The sequence below is a fragment of the Arthrobacter sp. zg-Y877 genome (genome assembly GCF_030373105.1).
GTDB lineage: Bacteria > Actinomycetota > Actinomycetes > Actinomycetales > Micrococcaceae > Arthrobacter_B.
In genome coordinates this window covers 464163-483846 of sequence record NZ_JAUCPU010000007.1, presented here as the reverse complement: position 1 = coordinate 483846, position 19684 = coordinate 464163, and the positions used below count along the sequence as shown (strand labels likewise).

Here is a 19684-nt window from a genome sequence, read left to right as displayed (position 1 = left end):
TACAGTTGTGGCAATCCCTCCGCCACGCCGTGCAGGGCTTGTCACGAACCGTAGGAAATCGGCAGCGCAGTCCAGGCTGTGCCCGCCTGCTGACCGGCTTAAACACCTGAGGCCCCGCAGATGCGGGGCCTCAGCTCTAGCGGGGGAAACCGCAGCCGTTACGGGGAAGGGGTTCCGCCGTTGACGTTCAGGGTTTCGCCAATCACGTAGCTGGACTCCGGGGACGCCAGGAAGACGTAGGCGGGAGCCAGCTCGGTCGGCTGGCCCGCACGGCCCAGCGGGGTGCTCTGGCCGAACTCGGGCAGGTCTTCCTTATTCTGCCCGTCGGTCGGCTGCAGCGGTGTCCAGAACGGCCCCGGCGCCACGGCGTTGACCCGGATGCCCTTGGGTGCCAGCTGCTGGCCCAGACCCTTGGTGAAGTTGTTGATGGCCGCCTTGGTGCTGGCGTAATCCAGCAGGTTCGGGGACGGCTCGTAGGCCTGGATCGAGGTGGTGTTGATGATGCTCGAGCCGGCCGGCAGATGCTTCAGCGCAGCCTTCGTGACCCGGAAGAACGAGTAGATATTGGTCTTGAAGGTGTGGTCCAGCTGCTCGTCAGAGAGATCTTCAAGGTTGTCCACGGCAATCTGCTTGCCGGCGTTGTTCACCAGGATGTCCAGCCCGCCCAGAGCGGACACGGCATCCTCGACCACCTGGCGGCAGTACTCGGGATCCTTCAGGTCACCGGGAAGCTTCACAAGCTTGCGGCCGGTCTTCTCGACCACCTCGGCAATGTGCTGGGCGTCCGGCTCCTCCTCGGGAAGGTAGGAGATGGCGACGTCGGCACCCTCACGGGCGAAGGCGATGGCCACTGCGGCACCGATGCCGGAGTCACCGCCGGTAATGAGCGCCTTGCGGCCCTCGAGACGACCGGTCCCACGGTAGGTGTCCTCGCCATGGTCCACGTGCGGAGTCATGTCCTTGTCCAGGCCGGGCTCAGGCTGGTCCTGGATGGGCGGCGCGATGGACGGGTAGCGGTCCACGGGGTTCTGGAAGGTGTACTGGTCCGACTTGTTGCCGTTTGTCATAGAAGTTCCCACTTTCGGTAGGTCAGTCCATTCGGGCGGTCCGGCTAGGGCCGCCGTAAAAGGCGGGAGCTCACGCTAAGTAAGCATGCTTATTACCCTATGCCCGATGAGCGGTTCCGCTCAAGTCCGCCGTTCCGCCGCACAAATCGCCGCTGCTCTGGCCCTGCCCACTGCCGGGAGCGCAGACTGCTGCATATCCAACTGCTTGGAAGGGAACATCATGGCTGAGGGAACCCGGAAGCGGATTGTCGTTGGCGTGGACGGCTCGGAGGAGTCGCTGGAAGCGCTTCGCCTGGCCCGGCGGCTGGCGGACCTGCTGGACTGCCGCATTGACGCCATCACGGTGTGGGAGTTTCCGGCAATGCTGGCCACACCGTTTCCCACCACCGAATGGTCGCCCCGGGTGGAAGCCGAGCGGGGCCTGGCCGAGGCGGTGGAAGCCGCCTTCGAAGGTAACGGCACCCCGGAGGGCCTGACCCAGTCGGCGGTGTCCGGGCAGGCCGCCGGGGTGCTGATGGAAGCCAGCCGCGGGGCGGAGATGCTGGTGGTGGGCAACCGCGGGCGCGGTGGGTTTGCCGGCCTGCTGCTTGGCTCCGTCAGCACCACTGTGGCGGCGCACGCCTACTGTCCGGTGCTCATTGCCCGTCCCCACCGGGACTGACGGGGCCGGACCGAAACTACCGGTGGGCCGGAACGCGGCGCAGCAGCACGGCCGCACCGACGGCGGCCAGCACCATGGTGAGCATGCCGATCAGCGACGTGATGTTGACGCCGGAATCGAAGGCGGCCTGCGCGGAATGCAGCAGCGCCGATCCCGCCTCGCCCGGCAGGCCGCGGGCCGCTTCCACCGCTCCGCCGAGGGTTTCCCCGGCCGCGGCGGTCTGTTCGGAGTTGAGTCCGGCCGGAACCTCGACGCCATTGCGGTAGGAAGCGGTCAGGATGCTGCCCAGCACGGCCGTCCCCAGCACGGAGCCGATCTCGTAGGCGGTCTCGGAAATGGCCGAAGCCGATCCGGCGCGGGACGGCGGAACGCTGGCCAGGATCAGGTCATTGGAAATGGTTTCCGCAGCACCCACGCCCACTCCCAGGAACAGGAACGCGATCACCAGTTCCAGCAGGGTCACTGATTCACCGGCAACAAAGACCAGGCCGTAGCCGGCGGCGTTGAACAGCAGGCCGGCCGCAACCACGATCGCCGGGCGGACACGCTTCACCAGGGGCACCACGGCCAGGCCGGCGATGACGGTCAGCACCAGGCCGGGCAGCATGGTCAGGCCGGCTTCGATCGGTGTCTGCCCCACCACCAGCTGCAGGTGCTGGGAGAGGAAGAAGATGAAGCCCACCATGGCGAACAGGCTCAGCAGGTTCGAGGCGATGGAGCCGCTGAAGACCGGGTTCTGGAACAGCCGGACATCGAGCATGGGCTTTTCGCGGGACAGCTGGCGACGGACAAACAGGAAGCCCAGCACCAGGCCGACGGCGATGAACGGCAGGCCGGCCGCGGCGCCGTCGTGCGCAAATTCCTTGATGCCGTAGGTCACGGAGAGCATGGCACCCATAACCAGCACGACGCCGAGCCGGTCGACGGCGCCGGGGCTGGGGTCCTTGGACTCGGGCAGCAGGATGGGGGCGAAGATCAGCAGCGGCAGCAGCACCGGGATGGACAGCAGGAACACCGATCCCCACCAGAAGTGCTCGAGCAGCATGCCGCCCACAATCGGGCCGAGGGCAGCACCGCCGGAGAAACCGGCCGCCCAGATGGCAACGGCAAACCGGCGCTGGGACGGGTCGGTGAAGATATTGCGGATCAGGGACAGTGTGGCCGGCATCAGCATGGCACCGAATACGGCCATCAGGGCACGGGCAACGATCAACAGCGCCGCCGACGGCGCAAACGCAGCCACCAGGGAGAAGACCCCGAAGCCCACACTGCCGATCATCAGCAGGCGCCGCCGGCCGATCCGGTCACCAAGGCTGCCCATCGGCACCAGCAGGCCGGCCAGGACCAGGGCATAGACATCCACAATCCACAGCAGTTCGACGCCGGTGGGCGCCAGCGCCTGCGACAGCGACGGGATGGCAAAGCTGAGGACGTTGTTATCGATGGAAACGAGCAGCACGGGCAGCATCAGGATGACAAGTCCCCACCATTCGCGCGTGCCTGCACGCGTAACTGTGGGATTTTCCTGGACCGCCAGCACAGCGACCTCCTTCTGGAACAACGTTAGGGATTCATCACGGGAAACATACGAATATCTACTGTACCGTCTAGACTGTACGGTGGCGAATCTGCGGCAGTTTCGTCCGCCGATGGCGTAGCGTGAAACCATGCCCAACTCTCGTCCCGCCCGGGACCGCATCCTCGACGCTTACGAGGACCTGCTAATTAACGAAGGCCCGCGAGGTGCCACCCTGGATGCCGTCGTCGCGCGCGCCGAGGTTTCCAAAGGCGGCCTGCTCTATCACTTCAAGAACAAGGAAGCGATGGCCAGCGCGCTGATCGAAAGGCTCCGGGAGCTGGCTGCCACCGATCTGCGGACCATGCGTGAGGACCCTGAAGGCCCTGCACGCTACCTCGTCCGCAGTTCCGTGTATGTGGGCAGCGAGCTGGACCGGGCGTTGATTGCCGTGGTGCGCCTTGCCCAGGCCTCGGATACAGCGGCATCGGACCTGCTGCAGGAGATCCACCGCAGCTGGTTCGACCTGGTCCAGCAGGAGATCGGCGATCCGGCCATTTCCCGGGCGGTTATGCTGCTCGCGGACGGGCTCTACTACAACGAGGGACTGCCCGGCGGCTGGCCGCAGGACACCCGGGACACCCGCTCCCGCTCGGTTCCCGAACTGCTCAAAGTGGTGGACCTGCTCAAGTCCCACGCGCAGCAGGCGCGGGCGTAACCCGCCCCTTCCCCGCGATTGCCCGGCGTGGCAGGGCGGACTCGGCATGTGGCATCTGTCACTCTAGGGGCATGGAAACAAGCACAGCTGACCTGTACGACGAGCGCGGAGACGACCTGGCCTCGGTATCCCTGCAGTTCCAGGACCTGGGCGGGCACATCGGTTTCACCGGACCGGTCCGCACCGTCCGCTGCCTGGAGGACAACGGGCTGGTCAAGTCCCTGCTGAACTCCCCCGGGGAGGGCGCGGTGCTGGTGATCGACGGCGCCGGGTCGCTGAACACCGCATTGATGGGGGACATGATCGCGGCCGCCGCCGTGGAGAACGGCTGGGCCGGCGTCGTCATCAACGGCGCCATCCGCGACCGCGCCGCCGTCGCGAAGCTGCCGCTGGGGGTGAAGGCGCTGGGATCCAACCCGCGCAAGAGCGCCAAGAACTCTGTCGGCGAGATGGATGTGCCCGTAGAGTTCGGCGGCGTCACGTTCCGTCCCGGCGCCGTGCTCTACGCCGACGAGGACGGGATCCTCGTCGAACCCTAGGAGCCCCAATGGCCAACGTCCTGCTGTTCCACCACGCCCTCGGCCTGACGTCCGGCATGGACGCCTTCGCCGAGGTCCTGCGCGAAGCCGGCCACACGGTGACGGTGCCCGATCTCTATGACGGGCGCACCTTCACCGATCTGTCCGACGGGGTGGCCTACGCCCAAGAGATCGGCATGGACACCATCGAAGAACTGGGCGTCAGTATTGCGAACCGGTTTCCGGAGGAAATGGTCTATATCGGCTTCTCCCTCGGCGTGATACCGGCCCAGTGTCTGGCGCAGACCCGCCCCGGTGCCCGTGGCGCGGTGCTGGTCAGCGGCTGCGTGCCGCTTGGCGCCTTCGCTGACACCTGGCCGGCCGATGTGCCGGTGCAGATCCACGGCATGGACGCCGATGAAGAATTCGTCGACAGCGGCGACCTGGACGCGGCGGAAAACCTGGCCGCCACCACACCGAATGCCGAACTGATCCTGTATCCAGGCACCGCGCACCTGTTCGCGGACATCAGCCTGCCTGATTACGACATGGATCACGCGTTTGCCCTGACCCGGATGGTGCTGCAGTTCCTGGACCGGGTGGGCTAGCAGGTCGTCCGGTCCGGGGACCGCAGCACCTACGCAGCGGCACCGACCACCTGCGGGTAGTGCCGCACGGTGAATGGACATGGTCGGCGCAGTCTGCCACCTTTATTTATTGGAAGTGTGGCGGGCATCTCACCGCACCCCAACGACTGCACCACCTCGTAGACCAAGGACGTTCACGATCATGCAAACACAGAACCGGAAATGGGTAGTCATTCTTTGCTGGCTCACCGTCGTTTTCGAGGGTTTCGATCTGGTGGCGCTGGGCGCCTCGATCCCCACCCTTCTGGACACCCAGCACGCCGGCATCAACGCAGCAGGGGCCACCTTCGTCGCAACGATTTCCCTGGTGGGCGTCGGCATCGGCGCAGCCTTGATCGGCCCCATCTCCGACCGCTTCGGCCGCCGGCTTCCGCTGATCATCTGCGTTTTACTCTTCTCCATCTTCACGCTGCTGTTCCCCCTGATGCCGACCGTGGCCACCATGGGCCTCCTGCGCCTCCTGGCCGGTCTGGGCCTGGGCGGCTGCATGCCCATCGCCATCACCGCCATGCAGGAAGCATCCTCCAGTGAGCGCAAGGCTCACTCCAGCACCCTGACCATGACCGGCTACCACGTCGGCGCTGTCGCCGCGTCAGTGGTGGCACTCCTGGTGGGAGCGAACTGGCAGTGGCTCTTCTACGCCGGCGGCATCCTCGGGCTTCTTGCCGTTCCGCTGATGTGGGCGAAGCTGCCGGAAACCTCCCCCGTGGTCAAAGCCGTCAAGGCCGATAAAGCGGCAGCACCCAAAGTCCGGGTTGGTGACCTGCTGAGGAAGCCGTACCTGCGGATCACCCTGGGCCTGTGGGTTGCGGCCTTTATGGGCCTGCTCCTGGTCTACGGACTGAATACGTGGCTGCCGCAGCTGATGCGCCAAGCCGGCTACAACGTGGCGGATTCCCTGGTGCTGCTCCTGGTCCTGAACGTCGGCGCCATTGCCGGCCTGCTCACCGGCGGCCGCGTTGCCGACCGCCGCGGCGTCAAGGGCACCACCATGTTCTGGTTCGCGTCCGCCGCCGTGCTGCTGGTTATCCTGAGCATCCGGATGGAGAACCAGCTGGTGCTCAACGGCGTCGTCCTCGTCACCGGCTTCTTTGTCTTCTGCGCCCAGGTGCTGGTCTACGGCTTCGTCGGCTACCTGTACCCCCGCCACATCGTCGCGTCCGGCATGGGCTTCGTGTCCGCCGTCGGGCGTCTTGGCGCCATCACGGGACCCTGGCTGACGGGCACGCTGGTGGCCGCCGACCTCGCCTACCCCTTCAGCTTCTATGTCTTCGCTGCGGCGGCCGTCCTTGGACTCGTGGCGGTGTCCGTTGTCCCGAAGGCAAAGCGCGGAGCCGACGAGCCCGTGGCGGCACCGGCAGGATAGGAAAGCACCACCATGACGACTGTCCGCAACGCCACCTACGAGCTCCTGCGCAGGCACGGCCTGACCACCATTTTCGGCAATCCCGGATCCAACGAGCTGCCCTTCCTGGCCGCCATGCCGGAGGACTTCCGCTACATCCTCGGACTCCACGAAGGCGTGGTCGCCGGCCTGGCGGACGGTTTCGCGCAGGCGACGCGGCAGCCCGCGCTGGTCAACCTGCACGCGGCCTCCGGGTCGGGCAATGCGATGGGCGCCCTGACGAATGCCTGGTATTCGCATACCCCGCTGGTGATCACGGCCGGCCAGCAGGTCCGCGACACGATCGGCCAGGAGGTGATGCTCTCCAACGTGGAGGCCGCCTCGCTGCCCCGCCCGCTGGTGAAGTGGAGCGCCGAGCCAGCCTCGCCCGGCGACGTCGTCCGCACCATCGGGCAGGCCATCCACACGGCGGCGCTGGATCCGGCCGGTCCCGTGTATGTCTCCATTCCGTACGATGACTGGACGCAGGAGACGGGCGCGGCGGAGGCCCACCTGGCGGACCGCACGGTGGAACAGGCCGGCGAACTCTCCGAGGGCCAGCTCGCGGACCTGGTGGCGGCGCTCAATGCCTCCCGCCGCCCGGTCCTGGTGCTGGGTCCCGACGTCGACTCCGCCCGGGGGAACGCCGACGCCGTCGAACTCGCCGAGCGCCTCGGCGCGCCGGTCTGGGTTGCGCCGTCCGCGTCGCGCTGCCCCTTCCCCACCACGCACAGTGCGTTCCGCGGCGTCCTCCCCGCGTCGGTTGCCGGGATCACCCGCCTGCTGGAAGGCCATGACCTGATCCTGGTCATCGGTGCCCCGGTGTTCCGCTACCACCAGTACGAGCCGGGGAACTACCTGCCGGACGGGACCTCGCTGCTGCACATCAGCTGCGACCCCGGGGAAGCCGCCCGCGCACCCATGGGCCGTGCCTTCGTGGCCGCCATCGGTCCCGCACTGCGCCGCCTGGCGGCAGCAGTGGCACCGCGCGGCATACAGCTCGCGCCGCGTGCGAAGCCGGCCGCGGCACCGGCTGCCCGGGCCGGCGAACCGCTGGCACCCGAAGCCGTTTTCGACCTGGTCAACGAACTGGCCCCCGAGGACGCCGTGTACGTAAACGAAACGACGTCGACGGTCTCCGCATTCTGGGACCGGACGGACATGCGCCATCCCGGGAGCTATTACTTCCCGGCCTCGGGCGGACTCGGCTTCGGCATGCCCGCCGCGGTGGGCGTGCAGCTGGCGGATCCTACGCGCCGGGTGGTCGCGTTCATCGGCGACGGGTCGGCCAACTACGGCATCACGGCTCTCTGGACAGCCGCGCAATACGGGATTCCGGCGGTGTTCATCATCCTGAACAACGGCACCTACGGGGCGCTCCGCGGGTTCGCGGCAAAACTCAATGCCCTGGACGCTCCCGGGCTGGACGTGCCCGGCATTGACTTCGTCTCGATTGCCGCCGGATACGGGGTGGACGCCGGCCGGGCGGAAACCCTGGACGAGCTCCGTGCCCTGTTCACCAAGGCGCTGGGCTCGGACGCGCCCACCCTGATCGAAGTCCCCATCACCACGGTTTCCCCGTTCTGACCAAGCGGGAGAACGCGTTGACCGGAGGTGCTGTGGCTAGGTTCTAGGCGTTCCAGAGTCCGTAGGAGTCCGCCAACGAGGAGATTTTCTGCGCACGGGCCAGGCGCGGCAGGTAGGAGCCGTCACCCACCACGGCGCCGGCGGCGTGTGCCTCCAGCAGTTCATGGGCCCACATGATTTCGGATCCGCTCGGGGAAAGTCCCTGGTTGATGAAGTCCGTGGCCTCGGGCATCAGGCACAGCTTGCCGGTCATACCCATGCTCTGGGTCACCTTGCAGGCTTCCAGCAGCTTGTCCCCCAGGGCGCCGACGGTGGGACCGTCGATCGGGCCGGGCAGCTGGCCGACGCGGGAGGCGACCACCAGCTTGGAGCGGGCGTAGGCCAGGGCCATGGGATCGTCCGAAGCACCGGTGTCGCGGCGGAAGTCGCCGACGCCGAACGCGAGCCGGAATGTGCCCGGGGCGCTGGCAATGGCGGTGGCGTTTTCAATGCCGAGGGCGGATTCGACCAGGGCAAGCACCGGGGTTCCCGCCTGCAGACGCATGGCGGTGTGGGTGACTTGTTCGGGCTTTTCCGTCATCGCCAGCATGACGCCGCGCAGGCCCGGCGCCTTGGAAAGGGCAGCGAGGTCATCGGCCCAGTAGTCGGTCTCGATGCCGTTGACGCGCACCCAGGCGGTCATACCGGTGGAGAGCGCTTCGACCACGCGTTCGCGGGCTTCGGCCTTGCCTTCCGCGGGAACGGCGTCTTCCATGTCGAAGACCACCGAATCAGCCTCGGACGCCAGCGCCGGTGCAAAATTCGCTTCATCTGCGGCGGAAGCCAGCAGCCAGGAACGGGACAGTTTTGCGGGAAGGGCAGCGGCGCGGCTGTTTCGGAAAGGGGCCATAAGTAGACATTACTTTCACGGCTGGCGGTTCCGAAAATGCGACGGGCGTCATGTGGCTACCGTCACCTGTGTAAGGGGCACGGATGCCGGTTACCCCTCGCCCCGGTGCAGCAACGGGTCATGCGTCCAGCAGTCCTTCGAGCCGGAGAATGGCGGTGTCGCGCAGCTGGGCGGCGGCCTCTTCCCGGGGTGGGAGCTGCGTTTCGGTGCCGGCGGACTGGTCCCCAGGGTGCGGATGGTGGGCGAGGGCAGCGTCAATCTCCGCCTCGGTGAAGTCCGGGGCGGCGAGTTCGGCGAAGCTCAGCAACTCCCCTGCCGTGGTGAAGGGGCGGGCAGCGGCCACCTCGTTGTACCAGCGGGGAATGTCCGCGCAGGGGCGCAGCATCGCCTCCGCGTCCCGCCGGGAAGCGGTATTGAACGCGGTAAGGAAATCCGGTGCGTCCGTCGGCACGTCTTCAAAAGGCACGGGTGGGTCAGCTTTCGGTCGGAACTCGTCCGCAGCCGGCGCTGGATACCCTTGACCGACGCCGGCGGGAGTTGATGATGTTTTGGTCAGTCTGTGCACCCGTGTGATGCCTGTCAAGGAACTTCCCACCACTCCGCCTCCGGGGTTTGTGTTTCCCAGCAGTCGACATCTGCCCCAACGAGAATGCGGCCGGCGCCCGCGCCTGGCCCGGCTTCCCCCAGCTGATCATCGCTCCCCTCCCTGCGAGCCTGATCTTCCGCCGGCAGTGGACTCAGCCGCGCGACTCTTCGAAAATGGGAACTCAGCAACCGGAGTAAGGCGCTGATGAAGTCATGCCGGACCGAACAGGGAGTTTCCGGGCACCCAATCTGCCTTTTGCCAGCCTCGCTTGCCTCTGGACGGCGTGCGCTTTGGGGGTGCTGCACGCCGGGTTCAGCCTGTACTGGGCGCTGGGTGGCCCCTGGCTGCTGGATACCGTCGGCCGGTGGGCCGTGCAGGAATCCACCGAATCCCCTGTGCGGACCGGTCTGCTGCTCGGCTTCGTGGCCCTGCTCAAGGCCGCTGCCGCCGTGATTCCGACGGCGGCAGCGTACGGCCGGATCCGATGGCCGGGCCTATGGCGGGCGGTGAGCTGGGTGGGCGCTGCGGTGCTGGTGCTTTACGGCGGGGCGAATACGGTGGTCAGCAATGCCGTTCTTGCCGGGCTGATCCGTCCAGCTGCGGGATATGACCGCACGGCGACGATTGGGCATGCCTGGCTCTGGGACCCGTTGTTCCTGCTGTGGGGTGTGGCGCTGCTGGGCTATCTGATGCTCTCCCATTCCGGACGGCGGAAACACCTGGAAGGCCCCAGATGAGGGGCAACCTGATCTTCTACGAATCCCTCCGGTTTGTCGGAATCCGTCCAGTTTGGGAAATCCCTGCCACTGCGCAGCGGAGGAATTTCCCAAATTGGAGGGGTTTTCCCAAACCGTGCGGTTTTCCACACCGGCGTCCTGCGGCGGGATGCGCCTGAGCTAACCAGCCGCTGAACCCCGTAGGGTCCGCACCACCCCGCCGATCCTCCCCTGAACGTCCCCGGACAGGGACCGCAGCGGGGCCGGTAGGTTCTCCCTCGGCAGCAGGCCCATTTCCGCCGCCAGCGCGGAGGTCACGCGCAGGCCGCCGAACTGCCGGAACAGTTCCCAGACCGGTGCCAGCTGCGCCGACAAATGCCGGGCAGTCTCGGCGTCGCCGGACTGCGCCGCCCGGGTGATGGCGAGCGCCAGGTCCGGCAGGGTGCCGCCCAGCACGCTGAACCACACGTCCGCGCCGGCGAGCAGTGCAGGGGCGGCAAACTCGTCACCGCTGACCCCCAGAGCCATCCGGCCTGGCAGCGCGGCCCGCACCTCACGGATGCGCTGGTCCGCTTCGTCAACGGGGCGGGGCGGGATCTTCACGGCCTCCACATGCGGAAGGGCACCGAGCCGGGCATAGAACTCGTTTGTAAAAGAGAACCGGGTGGTGGTCGGATTGTCATAAATGCAGATCGGCACCGAACTGGCAGCCGACACGGCCTCGAACAGTCCGGCCACTTCGTCCTCCGTCAGCGGCTGGTAGGACACCGGAGCAAGCAGCAGTCCGGCGGCACCAGCGTTCTGGGCATCCTCCGCTCCGCGCAGGACATCCGAGGTCCGCAGGGCTCCGATCCCCACGATCACCGGCACCGTCCCGGCCGCCTGCACCGCGGCCGCTGCCACCCGGCGTCGTTCCTCCCGGGACAAATAGGCGTAACTGCCGGTGGAGCCCAAGGCGCCGATGGAATCCACCCCAGCCTTCACCGCACGGTGGACCAGCCCGGTGAACAGGTCCAAATCGACGGCGTCGTTGATAACAGGCGTCAGGGGAAAGGCGGACATACCGGTGAACACGGGACCTCGCTTCAGCATCGGGTAACTGACCGGTCCAGCAGATCACGCGGCCCCGCCGACCTCGCGGTGGCGCGCCGTTGTCCGGCAGGCCCGGCCAGCACCAAGGCCCCAAGCACCACGGCGGCACCCAGGCACTGTCCCGGACTGAGAACCTGCCCGGCAAGCAGCCAGCCGGCGGCGGCCGCAACCACCGGGCTGAGCAGCCCGAGCAGCCCCGCACTGGAAGCGGGAAGCCGGTGGAGACCGCGGAACCAGAGGCAGTAAGCCAGTGCAGTGCCGATCAGGCTGAGGTAGGCGTATCCGGCGAGGTTGATGCCGGTCAGTGCGGGCGGCGGCCCCTCCACCAGCAGGGCCACCGGCAGCAGGAACAATCCACCGGCCACCAGCTGCCAGGAGGTGGCAGCCAGCAGCGTGTCAGGCGTGCCCCACTTCTTGGTCAGGACCACCCCGGCCGCCATGGCCACCGCTCCCCCAAGCGCGGCGGCCACACCCAGGGCATCCAGCCGCGCCTGCGCCTGCAGCACCAGCAGCCCGACGCCGGCCAGCCCGGCCACGCCTGCCGCCAACCTGCGTCCCGTCAGGCGTTCGCCGATCCACCGCGAGGCAAACAAAGCCACCAGCAACGGCTGGACCGCGCCCACGGTGGCGGCCACCCCGCCGGGCAGCCGGTAAGCAGCCACAAACAGCAGGGCGAAGAACAGGCCGATGTTCAACATCCCCAGCACCGCCGAGCGCCACCACCATCCGCCGCGCGGCAGCCGACGGACCAGCAGGAACAGCAGCAGCCCTGCCGGCAGCGAGCGCAGTAATGCGGCCAGCAGCGGCCGGTCCGGCGGCAGCAGCTCCGCGGCCACGATGTACGTGGTTCCCCAGACGATCGGCGCAAGGGCCGTCGTCGCGGTCAGGATCAGATGTTTGCTAAGCACTTAGCTAACATAGCTAAGTGCTTAGTTAATTGCTAGGGTGCATTCCATGAACGATCACGTGGGTACGGTTCTTGAGCAGTGGGCGGCGGAACGGCCGGACCTGGATGTGTCTCCCATGGCCGTCGTCGGCCGGCTGTCCCGGGTGGCCCGCAGGTTCGATGAACAGTTGGCGGCAACCTTCGCGAAGCACGGCCTGGATGCGGCGTCCTTCGACGTGCTGGCCACGCTCCGGCGCTCCGGCGCTCCGTACACGCTCAGCCCCAAGGACCTCACCGCAAGTTCCATGGTCACCTCCAGCGCCATCGCGCAGCGGTTGAATCGGCTGGAGGCGCAGGGATATGTGCTGCGCGCCCCGAGTTCCGAGGATCGGCGGGGCAAGCAGGTGACCCTGACCGACGCCGGCCGGACCGCCGTCGACGCCGCCCTTCCGGACCATGTGGCCACCGAACACCGGCTGCTGGCAATCCTGGACGGGAGCGAGCGGAAGGTGTTGGCGGCACTGCTGGCCAAGCTGGAAGCTTGACGGTCTGCTTCCGCCTGCGGGACGGCTCTATGACGTCTGCATATGCCGGTGTCCGCCGTTGCGGCGGGCAGCGGTTAGACTCTGCGCAAGAGACCCTGTGGGAGGCCCACGGCGGTGCCCTGCCGGGCCGTCGGCTGCCGCACAGGCCCGTGGAATACCGTCACGATGCTGGAAGAAGTACAGATGCCCGGATTCACCCCTACACCGCCCCCGGCCCGCCGTCCGGGACAGGCCCCGCCTGCCGCGCCGGGGGCCTGGACCACGCCCGAGTCACAGCTGCCGTCGCTGCCCGTCCGCACCACCCTCCCGTCGGCACCGGGCAGCCCTTCCGCGCAAAACGTGCGCCGGGTAGACATCCTCCGCGACGACCCGGCGAAGGCGGATGTCCGGGCCCTGCTCGCCGAGAACCGCGATCTGCTGTATCCCGGTCCGGGATCGGGAGCTGCCGGCCTTACCCCGCCGTTCCTGAAGGATTCCTCGGTGACCTTCTGGACCGTGCGCGAGGGCGGCATCCTGCTGGGATGTGGTGCCTTGAAGGAACTTCCGGGTGTGCCCGGGGGCGTGGCTGGCGAGTACGGGGAGATCACCTCCATGCGCACGACGGCGGCCGCCCGGGGATTCGGAGTGGGCAAGCTGCTCCTGCAGCAGATCATCACGAACGCCCGGGCGCGCGGTTATGTGGCCCTGCTGCTGGAAACCGGAACACAGGAGTTTTTCGCCTCCTCCCGGCGCCTGTACCAGCGGCACGGATTTGTTCCCTGTGCACCGTTCGGGGATTACCGGGCCGATCCCCGCAGCGTCTTTATGCGCCTTGATCTGCAGGCCCCCGCCGTCCCGGCCGATGCGGGCACGCCGGACCCGGCCCCGGCCGGCGCCGACCCCGACACCCCCACCCCCACGCCGGCCCGTCCTCCGCTGTCCCCGCCCGGCACGCTGACCGCTATCCTGGCCGCACAGCGCGCACTGGCCTCCAAGCCACTGAAGCGCTGACGGTCCGGGCGTGCTGCCGGACCCGCAGCCGGACGCGTAGCCCGGCCGCGGGGCCGGGCGGGCTGCCGGACACGCATCCCGGGGGCGGGACCTCCGCCCTCTAAACTGGCAGGCATGGCACTCTCCACGGCGGACCCGGCGTCCCGCACCCGCACCCGGATCCTCTGGCTCACGCTCGGCTTGCCAGTGGCCCTGGTCCTGGTGGTCCTCGGCGCGCAGATCCACGGCCTCGACTTCACGGTCTATCGCGAAGGTGCCCGCGCCTTCCTGGGCCTGAGCGGACACCAGCTGTACGACCCGAGCCTGGTGCAGACCGATACCCGCGGCCTGCCGTTCACCTATCCACCCTTCGCCGCGCTGCTCCTGACCCCGTTCGCTGTCCTGCCCGCAGCTCTGGGGCTGGTCCTGCTGACGGCAACGTCCCTGGCCTGCCTGGTACTGACCGCCTTCCTCGTTGCCCGCTACCTGCAGGAGAACAAGGTTCTGCCCGCCCGGCTGCACACGGTCCTCGGTGGGAACGCGGGGGTCGCCGTCCTCGCCACCCTGCTGATCGGGGTACTCGGGCCGTGGCGCGAGGGGTTGGGCTTCGGCCAGATCAACCCGATGCTGATGCTCCTGATCGTGGCGGACCTGCTCCGGCCGGCGTCGTCGAAGGTGCCGCGCGGCATCCTGATCGGGCTCGCCGCGGGCATCAAGCTCACGCCGCTGGCCTTCGGCCTGATTTTCCTGGTCCGCCGTGACTGGCGGGCCATCCTGACCATGGGTGCCACCTTCGCCGCCACGGTCGCCGTCGGCTGGCTGGCCTCACCTGCCCAGTCCCGCACGTTCTGGCTCGATTCCCTCTTTGACTCCACCCGCGTCGGCGACACCACGGACATGTACAACGTGTCGCTGAATTCGTTCATCGCGCATCTGGGCACCCCCGAGGCGCTGCAGCGTCCGCTGTGGCTGCTGGCCTCGGCCGCCGTCGTCGTGCTGGGCTTTTTGGCCATCCGCCGCTCGGACGCGCGCGGCGACACGCTGGCCGCCGTCAGCGCGAATGCCGTGGTGATGCTCGCGATCTCCCCGATTTCCTGGTTCCACCACTGGGTCTGGATCGCGCTGGTGCTGCCGGCGCTGTGGGTCGCGGTACGACGGCGGCGGGCCGGGGTGCGTGCCGGTGGCATCGCGCTGCTGGTGGTGATGATGCCGGCGTTTATGCTCTCCTCGGTCACCGTCACGATGATGCTCACCGGCACTGTGAACGGCCAGGGTCCGGTGGCACTGGAGCTGTTCACCAGCCTGGGTGTGCTGCTGCCGGTGGCGGCACTGGTTTACCTGCTGGCCGCCCCGGTGTCCGCGGAGGGCTCACCGGCGTCGGCAGCAGACATGCCCGTCCAGCCCAGCGCGAAGTAGACCTCCGGCACGCCGGCATACTGCCGGTCCAGCCTGGGAACGCGTTCCAGTCCAGCGGCCTGCGCGGTCCGCTGGGACACGATGTTGGAGGCGGTGATCCGGGCCAGCACCGGAAGCTCCGGCAGCAGCTCCCGTCCGCGGCGGACGGCTTCGATGGCCCCTTCCTTGGCGTAGCCCCTGCCCCAGACGGCGGGGTCGTAGCGGTAGTACAGGTTCAGGATCTCCCGGTCATCCACCAGGGCCCGCTGCAGTCCGGTGAACCCGATGACCGTGTCCGGCTGACCGCGTTCGGCCACCGCCCAGTAGCCGAAACCCTCGCGCTCCCAGTGGGCGAGGAAAGCCTGCAGGGTCTTCGCCGCCGCGTCACCGGTGGGAGGTTCGGGGTTGTGCAGGTTGGTCCGGGGGTCAACATGGATCCGGATGGCGGCATCGTGATCGGTGTTTTCGAGGCGGCGCAGCAGCAGGTGCTCGGTAGCTGCTGGGGTCCAGTCGCTCGGGTCTTGGCGCATGCGCCCATCCTAGGCGGGGACGCCCCCAGATCAGTTCCACAGCTTGCCATGGGGAGCGGGGTATTCTTCCTGCATGACAATTCCCGGGGGCCACGAATCCGACGACCGATCAAGTGACGCCATCATGTATTTCTGTGGTGCGGTTGCCCTGCTGATGTTCTCGATACTCGCGTTCGGCAACGCTTCGGAATGGTTCGACTACGCCTCCGGCGCCATCTGCCTCGGTCTCGCTGCCGTACTTGGTTACCGGGGATTCCGCTCGGGAGCGGTCTGAGCCGGACATACCCGCAAGAAACCGCACCTTCCCTTTCTCGCGTGGTCCGTCGCGGACCAGCATTAGTCCAGTACCTCCGCAACGTGACGCAGCCACCGGGCGACGACGGCCAGCTCCTGGGCGCTGAACCCGTCGGCGATCTTCCCGTTCAGCTCGCCCAGCGCGGACTGTACGACGCCGAGCGCGGCCTTCCCGTCGGCGGTCAGGTTCACCCGGATGGTCCGGCGGTCGGCCGGATCCGGTGCCCGGGTGAGAAGCCCGGCCTTTTCCAGCCGGGCCAGCAGCCCGCTGAGCCCCGCCGGCGAGGCGTCCACCGCTTCGGCCACCTCACCGGTACTCGCGCCGGGACGGGTGGCCAGATACAGCAGCACCCCCGCGGCCGGTGCACTCAGTCCGCGGTCCTCGCCCCGGCGTCCGATCCAGCGGCGCAGCCGGCGTTCGGCGGTCAGCGTCAGGAAGATCAGCCGCGGCGGGCGCCGCGATCCGGCGCCGTCCGTCCCGCCGCCGTCCCGCATCACGGCTGGTTCGCGATCCGCCCGTCCAGCCACGCCAGCACCTGCGGCCAGAGGGTGTCTCGGACCCCGCGCCGGAAGAAGCCCATGTGCCCGATCGCGGGCACCCCGGCGTCGTCGGGCGTGTAGGTGCGCCGCTCCAGCGGGGCGTTGGTGAGCCGGCTGTAGATGGCGTTGATCTGTCCCGGGGTGGCCCAGAGGTCGTCGCTGAAGCCGATGGACAGCACCTCGGCCTTGACCCCGGCGGCGCGTTCGGCGGCGTCCATGCTCGGATCGTCGAAGAAGTAATTCGGTCGGCGGGACCAGGAGCTCCACTCGAGCATGGCACCGCCGGGCATGTCCTCGCCCAGCCCCATTTTCCGGCCGGGCACAACGCCGAGCAGCCGGCCGGTGAGCGGGCCGAGGACCCGCAGGACCAGTCCCACGCGCACCCGTTCCTTCGGATCCTGGATGGTCTTGGTGACGCCGGCGTGCGAGGCCACGGCCACGAACCCCAGCAGCCCGTCGGTGCCGTTGTTCAGGGCCATCGCGTGGCCGCCGATGCTGTGCCCGACGGCGAGCCGCGGCAGGTCCGGGAACCGCTCGGCCATCCAGCCCGCGGCGGCCGGAACGTCCTGGCTCATCCAGTCGCGCATCCGCAGCTTCCGGTTGGCCCTCGGGCTGCCGGACGCACCGGTCCCCCGGTAGTCGTAGGTCAGCACCGCGTAGCCGTTTTCTGCCAGGTATTCACTGAAGCCGGTATAGAGCCGTTCGGCCACAGCTGTCGCGGGATGGACCACGACGGCGGCGCGGGGCGCGGCGTCGGCCGGCAGACGCAGGGTGCCGGCGAGCGCTCCACCGGCAGGGACGGGGATGCTGATCCGTTCGGATGTGACTGCTGCCACACTGTTATTTCGCATGCGAAGTAATCTACACGGGACAGTGGGTTTCGGATACCCCGGGCTCTGGGCTTAGGGGAATCGAACCCCTGACCTTTCGGATCCAGCGTTAGTGTGCCGAATCGCGAAACGGTGAAGTCCTAGACCACCACGAGCTCCGTTTTCTCAGGCCCATGGTCGGCCATCGCGACGCTCTGGATCGCCGGGTTGTCGTACGTGTTCCAGTAATAGGTCATCGTCCGGGAGGAGAAGAGCCCGGTGTAGGTGGTTATTTCGAACTCGCCCGAGCCCATGGCCGCACTGCCATCCACCATCGAGACCCCCTGCAGAGTGTGGAAGGCTCGGGTGACATTCTCCTCTTCGGTGGTCTTCGGCGGGTAGTGCGCGTGGACGTAGGCCGCACGGACAAACCGGGACGGCGAGTAGTAGTCGCCAGGGATCCCCCGCATGAACGACCCGGAGCCGAACGGGGTCAGATGCGCCTGGTTGAGCACCACCTCCTCCGGGAAGTCTGGGGAGGTATTGAGGTAGTTGCGCAGGTTCTCGTGGTGCCAGCCGAAGCCGGGCTGGTTGGCCAGGACATCGACGTCGTCGTGGAAGACGTGCATGCCGTCGCTCGTGTACTCCACGACGATGGAGCGCGTTGAGTCGCCTATCAGCCAGTGCAACAGTGAGCTCGGATACTGCTCGTTGATGGGCCGATCCACAATGACAACGTTGTCCAGAGCTGCCTCGACCTCGTCGACTGTGGCGAACTGGGATGCCACCCAGAGCGGAAACTCGAAGGCGGCGACGTTCGTCGCGCCGTCGACCGGTGCCGGCGCGTACTCCGCGTACCCCGGAAAGTTGAGGCCGCCGACGGCCAGGCCTGCGTCATTGCCGCAGTCAAAGTACAGCGGCGTGTCTTCCTGAACGATGCCCATGCCGATGACGGCATGCTCGATCTTCGGCACCGCCCCGAAGGGCGACTTGGTGGCGTACCCGGTGGGCGTCACCACCACCCGCTCCCCGAAATCAGACGTCCAATCGAGATTCCGGGCGAAATAGAGGTTGCCGCTGCCGTCCGAGAACCTGATGCCTGTGCACATGTTGATGCTCCCTTTTTTGGCGAAGCCCAAACGGCGGTTCGCCTGGTCGGTGGGGTTACGCCGGAGAACCTGCCGAGGAGTTGCGGAGCTGGTCGCCCGGCCCGCAACCGTTCTACGTTTTCAGGGTAGGCCCGGACCCCGGGCCAGCGGCAGGTTCCCCGCGGAACTTGGTCCCGAATCCGTGCAGGTTCATAGTGCGGGATGGTCCGGGGACTCTATAAAGGGACCCATGGCCAACCCGCCCGATAAACCGCTGGCAGTCTCCCTCCCCTTCACCGGGAAATGGAAGGTGCAGAACAGTCCCCTGCGCCGGGTGCCCAGCCACGGCACGCATCTGCTCGCCACCACCTACGCCATCGACTTCGTAGGTGTGGACGACGCCGGCCGGACGGCACCCACCGTCAGCTGGCGCACCGCATTAAGCACCGAGCCACCGGAGCTGTTCTTCGCCTTCGGCCGCCCGATCCTTGCTCCGGTTAGCGGGAAGGTAGTGACTGTGCACGACGGCGAAACGGACCACGAGGCCCGCCGCTCGCAGCTGGCCCTCGTGCCTTACATGCTGGGCCAGCAGGGCCGGCTGCGGCAGGGAGCCGGTGCGATTGCCGGAAACTACGTCCTCATTGCCATGCCCGACGGCGGGGCGGTGGTTGGGGTGATGCACCTGCGGTCCGGCTCCATCCGGGTTTCCACCGGGCAGCATGTTCAAGAGGGCCAGCACCTCGGGGACTGCGGAAATTCGGGCAACTCCACGCAGCCGCACGTGCATGTGCAGGCCATGGACGGGCCCGACCCGTGGACCGCCCGCGGGTTGCCGTTGGTGTTCCGGTCCTTCGGCGAGAAACCCGCCCGTGGCAGCACGTTCCTTCGCCGCGAGAATGCGCTGCCGCAGGAGGCCTCGACGGTGGAGGCGCCCTGACCGCTTGAGGGCCCGTGGACACCTCCGAGGCTGGAGCCGGTCGCGTCCGGGGGGCAGCACCGGGCGCAGCACAGCATCCCACCGGGTGGTGCGGATGTTATCTAAAGGGATCCCAGCAGCCCCACCAGCACCACTCCGTGGGACGCCCTGCGGACGACGGCGGCTGGGCGAATCGAAAGTGCAGAACTTACCGATTTTCGGACGGAAAACGGTAAGTACTGCACTTTCGATTACCGGGGACGCCCTTCATCGCGAAAACAGCTACGGCCCGGGCCCCAACCGGCGGCACCGGAAGGTGCAGCCACGGAAA

General features: G+C 67.6%; 22 protein-coding genes. 12 read left to right on the top strand and 10 right to left on the bottom strand.

Going from position 1 to position 19684, the window contains the following annotated elements:
- Window positions 1-158: 158 nt before the first annotated feature.
- Entirely contained in the window at window positions 159-1067 is a 909-nt protein-coding gene (locus tag QNO03_RS13140) for an SDR family oxidoreductase (protein WP_289603608.1), read from the bottom strand.
- Window positions 1068-1287: 220 nt separating this feature from the next.
- Between QNO03_RS13140 and QNO03_RS13135 the strand changes: the two genes are divergently transcribed.
- Complete coding sequence (locus QNO03_RS13135; protein WP_289603607.1) at window positions 1288-1728, top strand: universal stress protein; 441 nt, start codon at window positions 1288-1290, stop codon at window positions 1726-1728.
- Between the two features lie 16 nt (window positions 1729-1744).
- On the opposite strand, the gene QNO03_RS13130 is transcribed toward QNO03_RS13135, so the two are convergent.
- On the bottom strand, window positions 1745-3268 hold the full coding sequence (locus tag QNO03_RS13130; RefSeq protein ID WP_289603606.1) for an MFS transporter: 1524 nt from the start codon (window positions 3266-3268) through the stop codon (window positions 1745-1747).
- Between the two features lie 127 nt (window positions 3269-3395).
- Between QNO03_RS13130 and QNO03_RS13125 the strand changes: the two genes are divergently transcribed.
- The 5 genes from QNO03_RS13125 to mdlC all read left to right on the top strand — a co-directional run bounded on the left by QNO03_RS13125 (window position 3396) and on the right by mdlC (window position 8098).
- Entirely contained in the window at window positions 3396-3962 is a 567-nt protein-coding gene (locus QNO03_RS13125) for a TetR/AcrR family transcriptional regulator (protein WP_289603605.1), read from the top strand.
- 71 nt (window positions 3963-4033) lie between these two features.
- Window positions 4034-4501, top strand: coding sequence for a ribonuclease E activity regulator RraA (rraA, locus tag QNO03_RS13120; protein WP_289603604.1), 468 nt, complete (start codon window positions 4034-4036; stop codon window positions 4499-4501).
- 8 nt (window positions 4502-4509) lie between these two features.
- Entirely contained in the window at window positions 4510-5088 is a 579-nt protein-coding gene (locus QNO03_RS13115) for a dienelactone hydrolase family protein (protein ID WP_289603603.1), read from the top strand.
- Between the two features lie 181 nt (window positions 5089-5269).
- Entirely contained in the window at window positions 5270-6493 is a 1224-nt protein-coding gene (locus tag QNO03_RS13110) for an MFS transporter (protein ID WP_289603602.1), read from the top strand.
- 12 nt (window positions 6494-6505) lie between these two features.
- Complete coding sequence (gene mdlC / locus QNO03_RS13105) at window positions 6506-8098, top strand: benzoylformate decarboxylase (RefSeq protein WP_289603601.1); 1593 nt, start codon at window positions 6506-6508, stop codon at window positions 8096-8098.
- Between the two features lie 43 nt (window positions 8099-8141).
- Here mdlC and QNO03_RS13100 read toward each other — a convergent pair whose 3' ends face one another.
- Window positions 8142-8987 carry an HpcH/HpaI aldolase/citrate lyase family protein gene (locus tag QNO03_RS13100; RefSeq protein ID WP_229946425.1) on the bottom strand — a complete coding sequence of 282 codons (846 nt, stop codon included), beginning with the start codon at window positions 8985-8987 and terminating at the stop codon, window positions 8142-8144.
- A gap of 118 nt (window positions 8988-9105) precedes the next feature.
- A complete protein-coding gene (locus QNO03_RS13095; RefSeq protein ID WP_289603600.1) occupies window positions 9106-9453 on the bottom strand; it encodes a 2-oxo-4-hydroxy-4-carboxy-5-ureidoimidazoline decarboxylase in 348 nt (115 codons plus the stop codon).
- A gap of 416 nt (window positions 9454-9869) precedes the next feature.
- Here QNO03_RS13095 and QNO03_RS13090 point away from each other — a divergent pair, with 416 nt between their 5' ends.
- A complete protein-coding gene (locus tag QNO03_RS13090; protein WP_289603599.1) occupies window positions 9870-10310 on the top strand; it encodes a DUF3995 domain-containing protein in 441 nt (146 codons plus the stop codon).
- Between the two features lie 159 nt (window positions 10311-10469).
- On the opposite strand, the gene QNO03_RS13085 is transcribed toward QNO03_RS13090, so the two are convergent.
- Entirely contained in the window at window positions 10470-11363 is an 894-nt protein-coding gene (locus tag QNO03_RS13085) for a dihydrodipicolinate synthase family protein (RefSeq protein WP_289603598.1), read from the bottom strand.
- 11 nt (window positions 11364-11374) lie between these two features.
- Complete coding sequence (locus QNO03_RS13080) at window positions 11375-12289, bottom strand: EamA family transporter (RefSeq protein ID WP_289603597.1); 915 nt, start codon at window positions 12287-12289, stop codon at window positions 11375-11377.
- Window positions 12290-12335: 46 nt separating this feature from the next.
- On the opposite strand from QNO03_RS13080, the gene QNO03_RS13075 reads away from it, so the two are divergent.
- The 3 genes from QNO03_RS13075 (at window position 12336) to QNO03_RS13065 (ending at window position 15197) form a co-directional block, all read left to right on the top strand.
- On the top strand, window positions 12336-12812 hold the full coding sequence (locus tag QNO03_RS13075) for a MarR family winged helix-turn-helix transcriptional regulator (protein ID WP_289603596.1): 477 nt from the start codon (window positions 12336-12338) through the stop codon (window positions 12810-12812).
- Window positions 12813-12977: 165 nt separating this feature from the next.
- Window positions 12978-13802 carry a GNAT family N-acetyltransferase gene (locus QNO03_RS14680; RefSeq protein WP_354003903.1) on the top strand — a complete coding sequence of 275 codons (825 nt, stop codon included), beginning with the start codon at window positions 12978-12980 and terminating at the stop codon, window positions 13800-13802.
- A gap of 114 nt (window positions 13803-13916) precedes the next feature.
- The gene (locus tag QNO03_RS13065; protein WP_289603595.1) at window positions 13917-15197 is read left to right on the top strand and encodes a glycosyltransferase 87 family protein; all 1281 of its coding nucleotides are present in this window, start codon (window positions 13917-13919) and stop codon (window positions 15195-15197) included.
- Here the strand turns inward: QNO03_RS13065 and QNO03_RS13060 are convergent.
- A complete protein-coding gene (locus tag QNO03_RS13060) occupies window positions 15116-15706 on the bottom strand; it encodes a GNAT family N-acetyltransferase (RefSeq protein ID WP_289603594.1) in 591 nt (196 codons plus the stop codon). The genes QNO03_RS13065 and QNO03_RS13060 overlap by 82 nt on opposite strands.
- 73 nt (window positions 15707-15779) lie before the next feature.
- Between QNO03_RS13060 and QNO03_RS13055 the strand changes: the two genes are divergently transcribed.
- The gene (locus tag QNO03_RS13055; protein WP_289603593.1) at window positions 15780-15980 is read left to right on the top strand and encodes a hypothetical protein; all 201 of its coding nucleotides are present in this window, start codon (window positions 15780-15782) and stop codon (window positions 15978-15980) included.
- A 62-nt stretch (window positions 15981-16042) separates the two neighbouring features.
- Here QNO03_RS13055 and QNO03_RS13050 read toward each other — a convergent pair whose 3' ends face one another.
- The 3 genes from QNO03_RS13050 to bsh all read right to left on the bottom strand — a co-directional run bounded on the left by QNO03_RS13050 (window position 16043) and on the right by bsh (window position 18458).
- Window positions 16043-16528 carry a MarR family winged helix-turn-helix transcriptional regulator gene (locus QNO03_RS13050; RefSeq protein WP_289603592.1) on the bottom strand — a complete coding sequence of 162 codons (486 nt, stop codon included), beginning with the start codon at window positions 16526-16528 and terminating at the stop codon, window positions 16043-16045.
- Entirely contained in the window at window positions 16495-17391 is an 897-nt protein-coding gene (locus tag QNO03_RS13045) for an alpha/beta hydrolase family protein (RefSeq protein ID WP_289603591.1), read from the bottom strand. Before QNO03_RS13045 ends, QNO03_RS13050 begins: the two co-directional genes overlap by 34 nt.
- A 119-nt stretch (window positions 17392-17510) precedes the next feature.
- Entirely contained in the window at window positions 17511-18458 is a 948-nt protein-coding gene (gene bsh / locus QNO03_RS13040; RefSeq protein WP_289603590.1) for a choloylglycine hydrolase, read from the bottom strand.
- Window positions 18459-18687: 229 nt separating this feature from the next.
- Here bsh and QNO03_RS13035 point away from each other — a divergent pair, with 229 nt between their 5' ends.
- Entirely contained in the window at window positions 18688-19374 is a 687-nt protein-coding gene (locus QNO03_RS13035) for a M23 family metallopeptidase (protein ID WP_289603589.1), read from the top strand.
- Window positions 19375-19684 lie beyond the last annotated feature (310 nt).